Source organism: Hydrococcus rivularis NIES-593 (genome assembly GCF_001904635.1).
GTDB classification, from domain to species: Bacteria; Cyanobacteriota; Cyanobacteriia; order Cyanobacteriales; family Microcystaceae; genus Hydrococcus; species Hydrococcus rivularis.
Genome location: NZ_MRCB01000001.1, coordinates 500,117 through 517,319, shown reverse-complemented (window position 1 = coordinate 517,319; position 17,203 = coordinate 500,117). Strand labels below are relative to the sequence as shown.

At 44.3% G+C, this 17,203-nt stretch carries 10 protein-coding genes and 1 pseudogene; 6 read left to right on the top strand and 5 right to left on the bottom strand.

Translation table 11 applies throughout. The annotated features are described in order from the left end of the window. Nucleotides 1–83: 83 nt before the first annotated feature. Nucleotides 84–437 (bottom strand): annotated as a pseudogene (gene tnpA / locus NIES593_RS02335) (IS200/IS605 family transposase); the annotation flags it as partial. Between the two features lie 121 nt (nucleotides 438–558). Between tnpA and NIES593_RS02330 the strand changes: the two are divergent. Further along, nucleotides 559–1,359, top strand: a complete 801-nt coding sequence (locus tag NIES593_RS02330; protein ID WP_245817237.1) for a transglutaminase family protein — start codon at nucleotides 559–561, stop codon at nucleotides 1,357–1,359. Nucleotides 1,360–1,379: 20 nt separating this feature from the next. On the opposite strand, the gene NIES593_RS02325 is transcribed toward NIES593_RS02330, so the two are convergent. Next, nucleotides 1,380–2,441: a glycosyltransferase gene (locus NIES593_RS02325; protein ID WP_073598019.1), complete on the bottom strand. Its 1,062-nt coding sequence runs from the start codon at nucleotides 2,439–2,441 to the stop codon at nucleotides 1,380–1,382. Nucleotides 2,442–2,764: 323 nt separating this feature from the next. Continuing rightward, entirely contained in the window at nucleotides 2,765–4,279 is a 1,515-nt protein-coding gene (locus NIES593_RS02320; protein WP_073598018.1) for an aldehyde dehydrogenase family protein, read from the bottom strand. Nucleotides 4,280–4,602: 323 nt separating this feature from the next. On the opposite strand from NIES593_RS02320, the gene NIES593_RS02315 reads away from it, so the two are divergent. The 4 genes from NIES593_RS02315 to trxA all read left to right on the top strand — a co-directional run bounded on the left by NIES593_RS02315 (nucleotide 4,603) and on the right by trxA (nucleotide 7,171). Next, nucleotides 4,603–5,769 (top strand): NAD(P)/FAD-dependent oxidoreductase, encoded by a 1,167-nt coding sequence (locus tag NIES593_RS02315; RefSeq protein ID WP_073598017.1) that lies wholly within the window; start codon nucleotides 4,603–4,605, stop codon nucleotides 5,767–5,769. A gap of 245 nt (nucleotides 5,770–6,014) precedes the next feature. Beyond that, a complete protein-coding gene (locus NIES593_RS02310) occupies nucleotides 6,015–6,644 on the top strand; it encodes a DUF1361 domain-containing protein (protein ID WP_073598016.1) in 630 nt (209 codons plus the stop codon). A 32-nt stretch (nucleotides 6,645–6,676) separates the two neighbouring features. Next, on the top strand, nucleotides 6,677–6,802 hold the full coding sequence (locus NIES593_RS25065) for a hypothetical protein (RefSeq protein WP_281250693.1): 126 nt from the start codon (nucleotides 6,677–6,679) through the stop codon (nucleotides 6,800–6,802). A 51-nt stretch (nucleotides 6,803–6,853) separates the two neighbouring features. After that, on the top strand, nucleotides 6,854–7,171 hold the full coding sequence (trxA, locus tag NIES593_RS02305) for a thioredoxin (RefSeq protein ID WP_073598015.1): 318 nt from the start codon (nucleotides 6,854–6,856) through the stop codon (nucleotides 7,169–7,171). A 135-nt stretch (nucleotides 7,172–7,306) separates the two neighbouring features. Here trxA and aspS read toward each other — a convergent pair whose 3' ends face one another. Both aspS and NIES593_RS02295 read right to left on the bottom strand, forming a co-directional pair. After that, on the bottom strand, nucleotides 7,307–9,094 hold the full coding sequence (gene aspS / locus NIES593_RS02300; RefSeq protein ID WP_073598014.1) for an aspartate--tRNA ligase: 1,788 nt from the start codon (nucleotides 9,092–9,094) through the stop codon (nucleotides 7,307–7,309). A 183-nt stretch (nucleotides 9,095–9,277) separates the two neighbouring features. Then, nucleotides 9,278–10,735: a hypothetical protein gene (locus tag NIES593_RS02295; RefSeq protein ID WP_073598013.1), complete on the bottom strand. Its 1,458-nt coding sequence runs from the start codon at nucleotides 10,733–10,735 to the stop codon at nucleotides 9,278–9,280. 482 nt (nucleotides 10,736–11,217) lie between these two features. On the opposite strand from NIES593_RS02295, the gene NIES593_RS02290 reads away from it, so the two are divergent. Further along, nucleotides 11,218–16,965 (top strand): alpha-2-macroglobulin family protein, encoded by a 5,748-nt coding sequence (locus tag NIES593_RS02290; RefSeq protein ID WP_175561014.1) that lies wholly within the window; start codon nucleotides 11,218–11,220, stop codon nucleotides 16,963–16,965. The last annotated feature ends 238 nt before the right edge of the window (nucleotides 16,966–17,203 follow it).

Genomic DNA, 17,203 nt, shown 5'->3' with positions numbered 1-17,203 from the left:
GGTAGCTAAAGTTCTCTTTTGGCTGCCGTTCTTTCTTTTTTAGTCTAAACTCCAGTGTCTTACACGAGCACCTTTAGGTGCCGTCATCTACTCTTCTGGTTGGCAATGTATCTCTCAATTGTGGAACTGCTCACATTGCCAGCCGTACTACAGAAATAACTGCGAGTCCACATCGACGGCATTTTCATCAACGGATCGGGAAACTCCTTTCTTAGTTGATGTGCTGAACGTCCTTTGATTTTGAACATGATGTCTGAAGGTGCCATCGTTGGAGGGCTGTTGAGGAATAAATGAACGTGGTCATCCATAATCTCCAACGCCAGTACCTTGCACTCAATCTCTTGAGCCACTTGATAAATCAACTCCTTGAGCCGCTCTGCAATTGCACCTTTAAGCACTTTGCGCCTCCGCCTGAGAATCCAGACAAAGTGATAGTTAAAGTGGGCGGGAGTCCGTCCACAGGCTTAGGAGATGTAAGACTGGCTCAGCCAGCAATCTCTGCATGAAGCCTGAATCCCACGGGCTTTAGCCCGTGGGAGTGGCTCAAGCGCCATAGCCATGCCTCCCAATCTAGAGATGCGCCTGCTGCAAATGCTGCTGATTCGAGCTATGGTGGCTTGGTTTTGGGAGTCTCCCTATACCAAACCCCTCATCCGTTGGGGAACGACACTGCACGATCGCTTTATGTTGCCCCATTTCATCGGCGAGGATTTGAAAGTCGTCCTTGCCGATTTGCAGGAAGCTAGATATCCTTTTGAATTTGACTGGTTTGAGCCATTTTTCGAGTTCCGTTTTCCCCGTTACGGTGAAATTGCCAGAGAAGGCATCCAGTTAGAGTTGCGTCACGCGATCGAGCCATGGCACGTTTTAGGGGAAGAAATCGCCAATAGAGGAGTTGCCCGATATGTTGATGATTCCCTCGAAAGAATACAAGTAAAATTGCGCGGGGCAATGGGGAATTCTCCCAATAGAAATGCCTTTTCCGCTCGCTACGTCGTTACGTGCAATGGTTATCCAGTGCCGCTCATTTCAACTGGAGTCGCAGGAGAATATGTCGGCGGCGTTCGCTTCAGGGCAAGACAATATGCATCGATGTTGCATCCTGCCATTGATTCCCACAGTCCTTTGACTTTTGAGATTGTCGATACGTGGGAAGGGCGATCGCTGGGTGGTTGCACTTACTCCGTCAATCCTCCCGATGGCAAGCTTTATCATACATTTCCGACTAATCCCTCACAAGCTCACAAGCGCGTCGCAGAACGCTTTATTGCCAATCCTCCCGCGATCGCAACCATTAAAGTGCTACCGTTGCCGTTAAATCCAGAATACCCCTTGACGTTGGATTTAAGACGGGTATAGGCAGGGAAATTAGACGGACATTATATTACTCGTGCGATCGTCTGCAAAAATTCTCCCCTCTCAAAATAGTCAAGGTAAGCGCGACGGGCATTTTTAACAATCCGAGCCGCTTCATCGGGATGCTTGAGATAATAATCGCATTTTTCTACCAAATCTGAAAAATCCCAGCTGACAGGCACGTAGGTTTCCCCTTCCACATAAATATTGGGTTGCGTCTCGATGTGCGCCATCGAAGGTTTTACCAGCAAGCAATTGTAACAAACCGCCTCAAAATCGCGCCAACAACTCTCGCCCCATCCAAACGGACTAAAGACAATGCGACTGCGTTTAATTTCTCGAAAGTATTGGCGACGAGAAACGAGTTGAGCGTGAATTTTGCCGCTAGAAACCACCTTATAATCGGATTGCAAGGGTTTGAGACTTTCTACTGCCATTTGACGATAGGCATAGTACCAATCTCTTTCGTGGCTAGAACCCAAAGATAGGCGGCAGAAAATATCGATTTCTTTGGCAGGTTGCCAGAACTCAAACCAAGATGGGGTTTGCAATTTTTTCTTGAATTGTTGGGCAGTTCCCAGATTCCAACCACAAACAATGCGATGTTGGTATTGTGGGGGCACTTGTGAACCGACGTGCCATTGACTAAAGTCTAGCTTTAACTCTCTAGCCAGAAAATCGGTGAACATCGAGCCACCGACGAAGGAGCGCTGATACTCATCCAAATTCTTATAACGCTGACGTTTGAGAAAATAATCGACATGGGGCAGCACATTAAAATAGTTGCTGGTTACCTGGGCGAACGGATCGATAAAGACTATCGTTCGCGTCGGTTGCTGTTGGCGAAGCGATCGCATGACTTGTTCGGCTTGGTCTGAACTTTCATTCCAAAAAGGCAGTACGAAGATAATCTCGGCATTCTGGTTTTTACAAGCTTCTCCAATCGCATCAAAAGATTCGGCTGCTATGTGTTCGATCTTCAAGTTAAGTTGGCGGCTGAGAAGTTTTTGGTAATAACGAAATGGTTCTTGTTGAGCCTTTGTAATGGAGTCTTTAGTATGACCGACAACAAGTGCTTTTTTCATGTCAGTTTTTTGTTCTAGCTTTTAAATAGGCAAACCGATGGGGTCAACATGGTTGAAATTCGCTATCGCGACTCACCTTTCAAGAATTTTCTAGTTAGAACGGCTGACTAATTGCAAATTGGTATAATTCAACCTGTTGCGATCGCCTCGGTCTATTATGAAACGGAGTTGTTCTCCTTAGTTCCCATTAATTAGCTGAATCTTCGAGAGCTTCGAGAACCCATTGACAGTAAGGTCGGGAATTTTCATCGACCTACCAAGTTCTTGCCTTGCGTTTCATTGGCTGTAGGGGCAAGACATTGCAAAGCCCCTACAGGAGAAGGTTAAAGCTTGATGCAAACTGCTTTGACCTCAGTATAGAGTTCCAACACGTCATGACCCATTTCGCGTCCCCAGCCTGACTGCTTGTAGCCACCAAAAGGCAGGGCTGCATCGAAGATATTGTAGCAGTTAATCCAAACAGTGCCAGCACGAAGCTTGGCTGCTAAGCGATGTGCTTTTGATAAATCATTTGTCCAGATGCCTGCTGCTAGCCCATAAATGCTGTCGTTGGCTAACGGTGTGAGTTCGTCGAGTTCTTGAAAGGGCATTGCTGTGACGACGGGACCAAAAATCTCCTCTTGCACCACCTTCATCGTCTGCTTGGTATCCACTAATACCGTCGGCTCAACAAAATAGCCCAAATCGCCGAGGCGCTGTCCGCCCGTTACCGCTTTTGCTCCTTCGGCAAATCCCGATCGCAAGTAGCCACAAACGCGATCGAGTTGCTCGTCAGAAACTAACGGGCCCATTTCCGTGTTAGGGTCTAGTCCCGGCCCCACTTGAATTTTCTTGGCTTGCTCGGCGACTCCTTCCACGACGCGATCGAAAATCGATCGCTCGACATAAAGTCTCGAACCAGCACAACAGCATTGACCGTGGTTGAAGAAAATCGCATTGGCTGCACCCGCGATCGCGGTTTCTAAATCCGCATCTTTGAGGACGATATTGGGAGATTTGCCACCCAGTTCCAGCGAAACTTTCTTGAGATTGCCGGCCGCAGCTTGCACGATTAGTTTACCGACTTCTGTCGAACCAGTAAAGGCAACTTTATCGACATCGGGATGGGCAGCGAGGGCAGCACCAGCCGTTTCGCCGTAACCGGTGACGATGTTGACGACACCATCGGGAAATCCCGCTTCGCCGATTAATTCGCCCAAACGGATGGCAGACAGGGGGGTTTGTTCGGCAGGTTTTAGGACGACGGTACAACCAGCAGCTAACGCTGGACCTAATTTCCATGCCGCCATCAGCAACGGAAAGTTCCAGGGAATGATTTGTCCGACAACTCCCACGGGTTCGCGTACAGTGTAGGCAAAGTATTGGCTATCGGGCGTGTAAGGAACGGATAGGGGAATGGTATTCCCTTCAATTTTTGTCGCCCATCCTGCCATATAGCGAAACAGGTCAATCGCCAGCGGCACGTCGGCAGTGCGAGCAACTGTAATGGGTTTGCCATTATCGAGGGACTCTAATTCGGCAAACTCTTCTAAATGGGCTTCCAATAAGTCTGCTAATTTCCAAATTAAGCGTCCTCGTTCTGAGACCGCGAGTTTTGTCCAAGTTCCTTCCTCAAAGGCATGACGTGCGGCTTTTACGGCGCGATCGATGTCCTCGCGTTCTCCAGAGGCAACACTAGCAATAACGCGACCGGTTGCCGGATTATATACGGGTAAAGTTTGACCGTTTGCCGCGTCAATCCACTTTCCGCCAATGAGGTGTTTGAAAGGTTGGTTTAAAAATTTCGAGACTTGGCTGCTGAGTTGAGGTTCAACAGCTTTTTGTATTTGAGTTGTCATATTTCTCTCCTTTGTATATGACTGGAGTGTTAATTAAGCGTTTAAAACGTTAAAAATTCTCGGTTGCTATTGGATAATCTGAAGGCAGAAGCGAGCGTCTCATGAGACTTGAGTTTATGCAATAGCGTTCGAGCGATCGCTTCTGCCTCTTTTTCAGTCTAGGCATCGCGAAGATTGCTCGTGCTATATCGGCAATAAAACTTAGACAAGATTCAGCACAATTCTGTGATAGGGTGCGTCAATTGGCGATGGGGTTGCGATCGCGTTCGCGCATCGGTGCATAATTATGAATTGAGCATTGCGAATTGTAAATTGGAGATGATATGGCCAATTACGATTGGATCGTTATCGGTGCGGGAATTACGGGATCTGCTTTGGGCTACGAACTGGCAAAAAAAGGATTCCGCACTTTGCTATTAGAAAAAGATGCTCGACCAGATAATGCCACCTACTATAGTTATGGGGGACTTGCCTACTGGTCTGGAACGACGGAATTAACTCGACAAATTTGTCAAGAAGGCATCGAAATTCATCGCAATTTGTCTGAAGAATTAGGGGCAGATACCGAGTTTCGCGACATCGATTTGGTGCTAACTATTGATGCACAAGACGAGCCTACAACGGTCGCTACCAATTATTCCCAATTTGCGATTGCCCCTCAAGTCCTCGATGTTGCCGGGGCTTGCGAATTAGAACCTTTGCTCAATCCCAATGCTATCTCAGGAGTTTTGAGATTTCCCCACGGCCACATCCATCCCCACAAGACTAACCTCGCCTATCAACAAGCTTTTTGTCGTCTGGGCGGGGAACTGAAAATCGAGCCAGTCGTCAACTTACTACGTCAAGGCGATCGCATCGAGGGAGTCGTCACCGATCGCAATCAATACTATGCAGCCAATACGGTAGTCTGTGCGGGAGGTTTGAGTAGAATGCTCCTCAAGGAAGCAGGAATTAGTATCAGACTCTATTTCACTCACGCACAACTGATTAAAACGCCGCCTGTCGATATTCGTCTGCGAACATTAGTTATGCCAGCTACTCAGAAACGGATGCTGCTGGAGGCACAAGCAACTGCACCAGAAATAGAATCTCTCTGGGAGCAACCAAGCCAGGACTTTATTGCAGGCGTTCTCGATCCCGGTGCCGTTCAATTTTTGGATGGCAGCTTTTATATCGGTCAAATCAGCGAAATCTATACCAATCCTCAAGTAAAAATCGATTCGGCGATTAGCGAGGCGCAAATTCGCACGGGAATGACCATTATACTACCTTCATTACAAAATTTACCAGGAACTTGGCATCGCTGTCTAGTTGCTTTTGCCAAAAATTCTCTCCCGTTAGTGGGTGAAATTAATCATTTGACTGGTGCTTATCTTTTCTCTGGATTCACCAGTACTTTAGTTTTTGCGCCACCTTTAGCCCGACATTTTGCTAGTTGGGCCGCCCAAGAAAAAGACAATATTATTCCTCAATTAAGTGCAAATAACTAATATCAAATCCGTTTAATTAGTCATAATATGTAGTCCTGCTCGCGACTCCTGTTGGTCGCACTACTGGTTATTGTGGTCATTCAACCGGATTTGGTATAAGTTAAATTCCCGAATTATCGACTAAGACGTTAGATTTGAGAGGATTTTTTTGGAGCTGATGCTCCGATTCTTCGGTTGACCGTTAAATTTCATAAACTAGAATGGTAGAGTTGTCATCCCGATAAAGCGTTAAAATTTTGTTCGTTATGGAGCGATTTTTTGATTGGATAGCCCATGCTAGGGAGGTATTAGGCTATAGCAAATCCCTCATAATTTGGAATCTTTTTCTAGCCTATATTCCTTTAGTCTTAAGCGTCTGGCTATTTCGGATTGTTGGGCGGCGATCGCTGCTTTGGTGGGGTGTTTTTGCCGTTTTTATCGCTTTTCTCCCCAATGCTCCTTATATTTTAACAGATATCATTCATTTAATCGAACTAATTCGACAAGGTTACTCGGTTTGGACGATTACTTTAGTATTGATTCCCCAATATTTAATATTTATTTTGGCTGGGATGGAAGCCTATGTTATTTCTCTGATTAACTTAGGTTACTACTGCTATAAATTAGGATGGGGAAAATATATTCCTTGGATCGAGTTAATTACTCACGCGCTTTGTTCTCTGGGAATATATCTCGGTCGCTTTCAGCGTTTTAATAGTTGGGATATCGTAACCAAGCCCGATAATTTAATGGATAGTATTGTTGATAATTTAACGGGAAAATGGTCGGTGCTGATGATGAGCGTTACTTTTTTAATTTTAGTAATCTTATACTGGTTCATGAAAGAAATAACGCTGGGCTTAATTTTCAGATTTCGCGATCGCAAAAAATATTAGTCGGCAGGCAAGGAAACAGAAAAAAGCTGAATATGAGTCAGGATTGTCATTGCGATCGCACAGAAAATGTCAAGCAGACGTGGCAGTACGAATATGTACTTCGAGAAAGCAACACCAAAAAAGCGATCGCTCGAAGGATTGGCTATGATAAGAAATAAGATAGGGTGCAATTCAAGGCACCTGATTTCTATAGCTTACTCCTGAAAATTATGGCAGTTAAGAAGCAATTTTCTAGTTTTCAAGAACTTCTTGCCAACTCACAGATTCCCGTCTTAGTTGATTTTTATGCGACTTGGTGTGGTCCGTGTCAAATGATGGCTCCGATTTTAGAGCAGGTGGGAATGCAGATGAAAAATCGGCTACAAGTCGTCAAAATCGATACGGATAAATACCCCGGATTGGCATCTCAGTATCAAATCCATGCCCTACCGACCCTAGTTTTGTTCAAAAATGGTCAGCCCGTCGATCGCATTGAAGGCGTAATGCTCGCACCCCAGTTAATCGAACACCTACAAACGTTACTTTAGATCGGTGCCCGTGAGTACGAAGATGTTCTATCTCGTCAACTCTCAATGCGTGCTGGCAAGAACTAAAACCTATTTTAGAACAATCTATTAGGCATTACTGATGTCAACAAGTTTTGCCGAGCCAGGTCATTCAGATTAAGACTTAGGCTTATAAGTCGATTTTACGTGCAATTCTTTCAACTGTTTTTCATCGACTGGTGCGGGTGCATCTGTCAGCAAACAACTTGCTTGTTGTGTCTTCGGAAAGGCAATTACGTCCCGAATCGATTCTTCGCCAGCTAATAGCATCACGAAGCGATCTAAGCCATAGGCAATCCCACCGTGGGGTGGCGTTCCGTATTCAAACGCTTCGAGAAGGAATCCGAATTTATTGTAGGCTTCCTCCATCGATAATCCAATCGTTGCAAACACTTTTTCTTGGATTTCTCGCTGGTAAATCCGCAAACTGCCGCCGCCAATTTCTACGCCGTTATAAACTAAGTCATAAGCTTGTGCTCTGGCTGTTTTTAGATCGTTTAAATCTTCCGGATTGGGTGCAGTAAAGGGGTGATGCAATGCTTCTAGGCGCTTTTCTTCTGCATTCCACTCAAACATGGGAAAGTCTGTCACCCAAAGTAAATCAATTTTATTGCGATCGATTAATCCGAATTCTTCTCCAATAACCAAACGCAACCTCGCCAGAGATTTATTAACCATATCTACATCTCCAGCGCCAAAGAGCAATAAATAACCGGGTTTCGCCCCTGTTTTTTCTATTAATTGCTGTTTCTGTTCTTGGGAAAGATTATCTTTAATGGCGCCAATAGTATCGAATTCATTGTCTTCGCGAATACGTATATAAGCGATACCTTTTGCACCCGCATTGCAAGCTTCTTCAAATAAATCTCCTTTGGGTTTAATTCTTACATTTGAGATAGCATGATTGCCGCCAGGAATGGGCAAGACTTTTACAGTTCCGCCACTTTGTACGGCACTAGAAAAGACTTTAAATCCGCTATCTTTGACGATTTCTGAAACATCAACTAGCTCTAAATTAAAGCGAGTATCGGGTCGATCGGTTCCGTAACGCGCCATCGCTTCGGCATAGGTAAGGCGCGGAAATGGACGAGGAATATCGATATTTTTAACGGCTTTAAAAATGTGGCAAACTAACGCTTCATTGAGTTCTAAAATCTCGTCGCGAGACATGAAGCTCATTTCCATGTCTAATTGGGTAAATTCTGGCTGTCTGTCGGCACGCAAATCTTCATCGCGGAAGCAACGCGCGATCTGATAGTAGCGATCGAACCCAGATACCATTAAAAGTTGTTTGAATAATTGTGGCGACTGGGGTAGGGCATACCATTCTCCTGGATTGACGCGGGAGGGAACGAGATAATCTCTCGCACCTTCGGGAGTGGAACGAGTCAGGATAGGCGTTTCAACTTCGATGAAATTCTGTTCGTTTTCGAGAAAGTGACGGATGGCTTTGACGACTTGGTGGCGCAATTGCAGGTTTCTATTCATGCGATCGCGTCTCAAATCTAGATAGCGATATTTCAGCCGCACTTCCTCTCGTACTGAGTCTGCCTCCGAACTGGAGACGACGAAAGGCATTTGTTTGTAGACTCCATTGAGAATTTCAATGTTGTCGGCGTAAATTTCTACCTCACCCGTAGGAATTTTGCTATTAATGGACTCTGGCGGACGTTGGCTGACTCGTCCGCTGACTTTCACGACGTATTCGTTACGCAACGACTCTGCGGCTTTATAAGAGTCGGGAGTGCGCTGGGGATCGCTGACGATCTGAACGATGCCGCTGCGATCGCGCAGATCGATAAAAATTACGCCTCCGTGATCCCGACGGCGATCTACCCAACCGAAAAGAGTGACTGTTTTGCCTATCTCAGTTGCTCTTAGTTCTCCACAATAATGAGTTCGCATAGTCGTTGTTTAATAGATGCTGTAATATAGAACCTTTTAGATTAACAGAATTTGCACGCATTGCCCATTATCCTGCATTTTTGCCAATCGTGTCAGGTCTGTTTGTAGTATATTTAATATATTATTGTAATTTAGGTGGATTTCGCTGCTGCGATCGCGAAAAATTCTAAATTGACCAAAGGATCAAGAACGCTGGCGCAGCCATCGCCAAATGCTCGCGACCCATTCTTCTGTCAAGAGCAACAGGCGATCTAGCCATTCCAAGATTCTTTCTAGGGGATGTTTGACATAGCCAACTGGAGTGGCTTTCGTTTCAATCCAATCGGGGTCGAGTTCTAGAGAATCATCCATTGGTTGACTGGGGACGATGGAAGACGGTTGTTTGACTTCGGCAACGTTTTGATGTCGAACTGCTGGCTTTGCCTGTCGATCGCGCGAGGAATGGCGAAGGGTTGAGAACGACTTTTGAGACTTGACTAATTTGGCAGAAGGCGGTGGCAACTGAGTTGGAACGGAATCGCCCAGACGAGACGTGCGATCGCTCGTAGATACCGTTTCTGTCTCGCTATAGAGATCGTCCCACGATAGCCAAGGATCTTCTATTTCTGCTGGCGATGCCTTGGCAGTCTCGTCTCCCGACAACTGCAATTGCTCTTGACGCTGACCGAAAAAGTAGTCAATGGCAGCTTGGATGAGTGCCTGAATTTGAAAGGGATCGGGTTCTGAGGTGGCTGGTTGTTGGGAGGACTTTAAGCCAGTCTGTAATCTTTGTAACCATTCCACGGAGCGATCGCGAACCGTTTGGGGTTCGGATGGAGATAGGGTAGCATCGGCGGAAGGGGAACGAACGAGATGTGATTCTCCAAACAGATCGATCGCGATCGCGATTGGACTCGTCTGCACCCAATGCATGACTTTCCAGAACAATCTTGCAGGCGGCAAGACATTATCGCTATTTTGCTCGAAAGACGAAACGAGTTCGGGAAATGGGTTGGCTGCTTCTTGCTGTAGGCGGCGTTCGTACCAAAAGTTAGCTATCTCCCAATAAATGCGCTTTTGTAGGGTTTTTTGCTGTTCGCCAGAGAAGATATCTAAAATTTGATTGTCTGAGGTAACTAAAACCAGATCGCGCGTCTGGAGAGAGCTAGCTATGCCTCGAACGATTATCTGACTGCTTTTGGCTGTCTTTGAAGAAGACCGAACGGCTAGATTTTCCGTCGATCGCGACCTTAGTAAATCGGAGGTTTTAAGAGTGCTTTGGGTTTGCTGTTGAATTCCTGCTAGCAGTTCTGTAGGCTGAGGAGATGAATTGCTCGAACTTTCTGGCGCGATCGCAACTTCGATCGCTTGTAGGACTTGTGCGATCGGTCGATCTGCGGGAGGAGAGTTTGGCTGAGTCTCCGTCGGCGAAGAAGATGCTGGTAATTGAGCTTTTTCAACCGTTTTTCCCAATTGCCGCCCAGCCATGCGTCCAGCTTGTACCAGCAAGTACATCGGGTAGATGAGGATTTGCACTCCCCACTCCAATGCCACTTTTAAGTGTCGTCCGGTTTTCTCGAACCGATCTTTAAACTGTAGCGATTGGCGATTGAGGAAGTTAAACAGTCTGCTCTTGTAGGGACCGGGGGCAGAAGAAGACATGGGAATTGAGGAAGGTTAACCTAGTAAAAATTGTCTCACCAACTTGAATTTTTGGCTGGTTACCTTGATGATAATTGACACTCTCCCGACTTGCAGATAGGAATTCTTGCCTCACCGGGGACGATCTAGAACAATCCCACAATCCCATAGCTTATTTCCCAACACTATCCCCTCTGCAAGCAATTTGTTTGATTTCCACAGGCTACCTTGACGGCAGAGATTGAAGCGCGTATTACCGAAGCAACTGGGCTTTGGACGAGGTAAGTACAATTGAGCGATCGCTTGCACAAAAATTGTTATTAGTTGCGATCGATTAGGTCAGTCTTTTTCTAAAAGGTTAGCGAGTAGTCATTAGTAAAAATTCCTACTAACTAATAACTATTAACTAATCCCTACGATCTTAATTAATTAAGAATTGTAGAAATTTTCCTAATTTCTCTTTCCATCAGCTATGACAGAAATAGGCTGTGAGGGGAAAAGGAATGCAAGCGATCGCACAATTTATTAAAATTTCGATACAATTTTTACTGATTTTCGTCCTCGTTTTGGGAATAGCGGGATGCGACTTTATAAAAATCAAATCGGGAGTAGAACCGTTACCTTCTATTGCTTCTTTACCTCTTCCGCAGCTACCCGATTGGATCGAGCAAATTAGTCCTACCGGACAATCCGAACCATTAGCCCAAATTCGCATTCGCTTTAAATATCCCTTAATTCCCGTCGAAAAGATCGATAGTCCGGATCGAGAAGAACTTTTAAAAAAGTTTGAACTTTTACCACCTATATCGGGAAAATTCCGCTTTTTAACTCCTCGTATGGTAGGATTTCAAGCCGACGAATCACTGCCTAAAGCGACTCGCTTTCGAGTCACTCTTAAAACAGGATTGGGAGATTTAAATAATAATCAGTTAGATAAGGATTTAGCTTGGACTTTCAATACCGAACCAATCCAGATTACTAATTTACCAGGTAGTATTAAGGCTGAAGATGCCGATGCCAATCCAATCGATTTAAAACCCAATCTAACTTTTACTTCTAATGTAGAATTAGATCGGGATTCTATTAAAGAACACTTGTTACTGTTGCCAAAAGATAAAGATGAAAGAATTAAAGTTAATGTAGCGCTTAAAGAAGAAGAAACTTCATTGGCAGAAGAACAATCTCAAGCAAGGTTCGATCCTTCTTCTCGTACATGGAATTACGAGATAACACCGCAACAGAATTTAGACAAAGCTACTCGCTACCGGATTGAATTTTCTCCTGGTTTGCGTCCCATTCGCGGAAATCTGCCTAGCGAAAAAAACTGGATTAGTTATGTTTCTACTTATGCGCCGTTGGCTTTTGAACAATTAGAATATTATGGTGCGCTACAGAAAGGAGTAGCTTACGGACGCTTTATTAAAGGCAGTCCTCAATTAAAATTTAATAATGGTTTAGTAGCAGATTCTGCTTTTAAACATATTCGTATTACACCTACTCCTAAAAAAGCAGTAAAACTTTTCCAGGTGTATGATAATGATAACTTAGTTGGTATCAATCCTTGGGCATTAGAACCTGCTACAACTTATACAATTAATATCGGGGAAAATCTCAAAGATAAATTCGGACAGAGTTTAGGAAAACCCATCACTCTGCAATATAATACCGGGGATGTTGCAGCGGATATTTGGGCACCGACCGGATTAAATATTTTTCCAGCAGATACTAACTTACAACTTCACGTTTCAACAGTTAATTTACCTAACTCTCGATATCAAGCTGCTTATCAAGTTCTACAACCAACGGATCTAGTTTATATTGATGCTAATTATCCTCAAGGTAGTGTAGAAAAACTGTTATCCCAAGCTAGTAGTTGGTCAACTTCCAAAGCAGGAGGAAGAAAAAATGAAATTTATGACAATATAGTTCCCTTAAAAGAAAAACTAGGTTCCGCTACAGGATTACTAGCTTATGGCATTAAAGCCAAAACAAATTATTATCAAGAAAATGGTCGAGAATCTTGGTTGGAACCAGAATTTTATGGATTGGTTGAGTTAACAAATTTAGGAATATTTTCTCAATGGTTTCCCGACTCCGGTTTGATTCGAGTCAATCATCTTTCTGATGGTTCTGCGGTTGAAAATGCGACGATTGAAGTTTATAAAACTCAATTAGAAACGAAATCTAAAACCAAACCAAATCTCTGCGCGATCGCAACTACCGATCCGACAGGAACGGCTATAATAAAAGGTCAAGATTGGCAGCAATGCCTCCAGAATAAAAATGCTCCTAAATTATTAGTAATTGCCCGCGAAGGTCAAGATTGGGCTTTTACGCAAACTGATGAATACAGCGGCAATTATGGCTATGGTATCTACGTAGGTTGGGATAATGGAAAACCTCAAGCAAGAGGAACAATTTTTTCTGACCGACAGTTATATCAACCAGGAGAAAAAGCTTGGTTTACGGGAATAGCCTATTATCTACAAAATGGTGTCCTCAAACAAGATAAAAATACTTCCTATCGATTGACACTCAGAGATCCTGCTGGAAAAGAAACCGATTTAGGGACTCAGAAAACCAATGAATTTGGCATGTTTTCTTTAGAATTAACCCTCGACAAAAATCGACCGTTAGGTTACTATAGCCTACAAGCAAAGGGAGAGGATGGAGTAGAAATTTCTGGTGACTTTCGCGTTGCTGAATTTAAGCCACCAAACTTTAAAGTCGATCTGACTCTCGATAAAGAATTTGCCACAATTGGCGAGAAAGTTGGAATTAGTACGGAGAGTAATTATCTCTTTGGATCTCCGGTACAAGGTGGGAAGATAAAATATTATGTCACTCGCCAAAAAGCAGAATTTATTCCTAAAGGTTGGGAGAAATTTTCTTTTGGTCGTCAGTGGTTTTGGCCCGAAGAACCACCAGAAGTTTCGGCTGATGTACGACAAGCTAGTCAAGTATTAGATGCATCGGGAAAAAATAGCGAAATCCTTGCAGTAGCAGAAGATTTACCGTATCCGATGACTTATCGCGTAGAAGCATCAGTTTCTGATGTCTCTAATTTATCTGTATCTAATGCGAAAACTTTTACAGCTTTTCCGAGTAAATATTTAATTGGATTGCAAAGCGATTTTGTTGCCCAAGCAGGTCAATTTTTTCCAGTTAAAGTAATCGTAACCGATTCCGCAGGTCAGATAATACCTGGGGAACGAGTTCGCGTCGAACTGCAACAGATGGAATATAGCAGCGTCACGCAACTGCAAGAAGGAAGCGCGACTTCTCAAAATCAGGTGGAATATAAAACCGTCGTAGAACAGGAGATTCGTTCGGGAAACGAACCGCAAACGATATCTTTTACACCACCCGAATCGGGTTCTTATCGCATCCATGCAAATTTCGCCAACAGTCAAAGCGATGTCAGCGCAACCGATACGCAAATCTGGGTGACGGGAGAAAATGTAGTGAATTGGGGCGATCGCTATGATAATAATCGCATAGAAATTCACCTCGATAAACAAACCTATCAACCGGGCGAAACTGCTACCGCATTAATCGAATCTCCCTATCCCGAAGCGGAGTTATATTTTGCCGTGATTCGCCACGATACTCTCTACAAGACCATCGAGAAAGTCCAAGGCGGCGCACCCAAGATACAATTTCAAGTGACTCCAGACATGGTTCCCAATGCCGCCGTAGAAGCAGTATTAGTGCGTCAGGGACAACCTATCTCTCAAGTCGAACCGGGAAGCGTCGAAAATCTCGTCCGCATTGGATTTGCCCCGTTTAATACTAGCTTGGAGGATAAATATTTACAGGTAAAAATAACTCCCCAACAAGACAAACTAGAACCAGGAACGCAAGAAACGGTAGACCTAACTTTACAGGATGACAAAGGCAATCCCATTCGAGGACAATTCACCGTCATGGCGGTTAATGAAGCCATCTTACAACTGAGTGGCTATCGTCCTCCCGATTTAGTCGCAACCGTCTATGCAGAACAAGATATTGCCACTCGCTTCGCCGATAATCGTCCCGATGTCATCCTCACTCCCCAAGCTTCTCCGTTAGAAAAAGGATGGGGATATGGCGGAGGAGAGTCAGCAGCAGCAGCAAACACCCGCATTCGCACGAATTTCCAGGCACTCGCTTACTATAACGGTTCTGTCCTCGCCGATGCTAATGGAAAAGCCAGCGTTACCTTTACTTTACCCGACGATTTAACTACTTGGCGCGTCATGGCAGTGGCAACGGATGGAAATCTCCATTTCGGCAATGGAGAAGCGACTTTTATGACAACTAAACCCCTGGTTACTAACCCCATTTTGCCGCAATTTGCTCGTTTGGGCGATCGCTTTCAAGGAGGTTTATCCGTCACCAATACGACGGGACAAACGGGGAATTTAACCATTAATGGTTCTGTGACAAACAAACTCCAATTTACCGATAACTGTAGAGACGCTACATGTAACGTCTCTACCAATGCAACATCAGGAACCAATGCCTATCGCTTTCCAATGGTTGCCTCTAAAGTTGGCGAAGGGAAAGTCCAGTTTGTCACCCGACTCAATAACCAAGCAAGCGATGCTTTTGAAGTTCCTCTGGAAGTAAGAGAGTTAGAGGTGACAGAACAAGCAATTGAATCGGGGGTAACGACGAGTCAAGTCAAAATTCCCCTGCAAATCGATAATAACGTCCTTCCCGATGCAGGTGGATTAGATATTTTCCTTGCCAGTACCCTCATTCCAGAAATTACTGCCCCAGCGAAAGAGGTTTTTGCCCAAGATTGGTTACCTTTCTTAGAAACCTCTGCAAGTCAACTTGCGATCGCGGCTAACTTACAAATCCTTTCTCAAAAATACGGTCAAACCTTTAGCAATTTCAACCCTACCCAAGAGGCGACTAACGCACTAGAAAACCTCCAAAAACTCCAGCAACCCGACGGCGGTTTTGCTTCTATTCCCTCCCCAGAAAACCCTCAGTCCGATCCTCTAATAACTCCCTACGCGGCGGAAAGTATTGCCCAAGCAAAAACCGCAGGATTTATCGTAGATTCGGAGATTATAGCCCGTCTCAAGGCTTATTTAAACAAAATTCTGGCAAATCCCGGTCAATACGATTGGTGTACTCTCCCATGCAGACGACAAGTACAGCTAGAAGCATTGATGGCGTTGGCACAATTAGGAGAAAAACGCACAGATTTCCTCGTCTCTATCTACGAACAATGTAATTCATTCGATCGCGTCAATCAAATTAAATTAACCCGCTATCTCTTCCAATTCCCCGAATGGCAAGACGAAGCACAAACCCTATTTAATGAGATTCAAGAAACAGTTTACGAAACGGGACGCACTGCAACGGTAAACCTGCCGCAAGAATGGCGATGGTTTAATTCTAATACGACTGCTCAAGCACAAGCCTTGCGCCTGTTTATTGCCCAAAAAGCGAGTCCAGAAAATTTAGATCGCCTCCTGCAAGGACTTTTGGCAATGCGGCGAGAGGAAACTTGGCAAACTAGCTATGACAATGCCCAAGCTTTAACGGCATTAGTAGAATATACTCAACTAGAACCGACTCCGCCTAACTATAGCGCTATCATTCGACTAGCTAATAAACAGTTAGGCAAAGTTCGCTTTGAAGGGTATCGCAACCCCGGTTACGAACTGCAAGTCCCGATGGAGAAGTTACCTCAAGGACGACACGATTTAATCCTCAACAAATCCGGTAAAGGTAACTTGCATTATTTAACTGCCTATCGCTATCGCCTGAAAGGAAATCAACCCGGACGTATAAATGGGTTGCGAGTCATCCGCTATATCCGTCCTGCTAACCAAGCACAAGTCTTGCGCGAAATCGATTTGTATGCGCCTGACGAATCCTTTACCGTACCGCCGGGACAGGTATTTGATATCGGATTAGAAATCATTACCGACCATCCCATAGACCATCTCATAATTAACGATCCCCTTCCGGCTGGTTTTGAAGCAGTCGATACCAGTTTCCAAACTTCTACCTCATATTTTCAGCCACAACAGGATAGTTGGGAAATTAACTATCAGAAAATCTATAAAGATAAAGTCGTGGCGTATGGCGATCGCTTAAAGGCTGGCGTTTATAGCATGCACTATTTAGTGCGTTCCGTCACCCCCGGTAGGTTTGAATATCCCGGTGCAGAAGTTTATCTACAATATGCCCCAGAGGAATTTGGGCGTTCTGCTTCTTCTGTTTTAGAAGTATCGGATAATTCTTAACAATTTGGCGAAAAGCAAATTTACAAAACTTTAAAATTTAAATTTGCTTTTAAAGGGTAAAAAAGCTAATAATTAGCTGATTTTTGGGAAAAATAGCTATCTTAGAACAACTTCAATAATGAAGAATTGTAAGGATTCTCCTCGCGATCGCGCCAAGGGAAAATTCCTGAAAAGTCTGATAAATTAGCTCGTTCGGACTCTTAGCGATCGTCCAATTGTAAATTTTATTTATTAAATT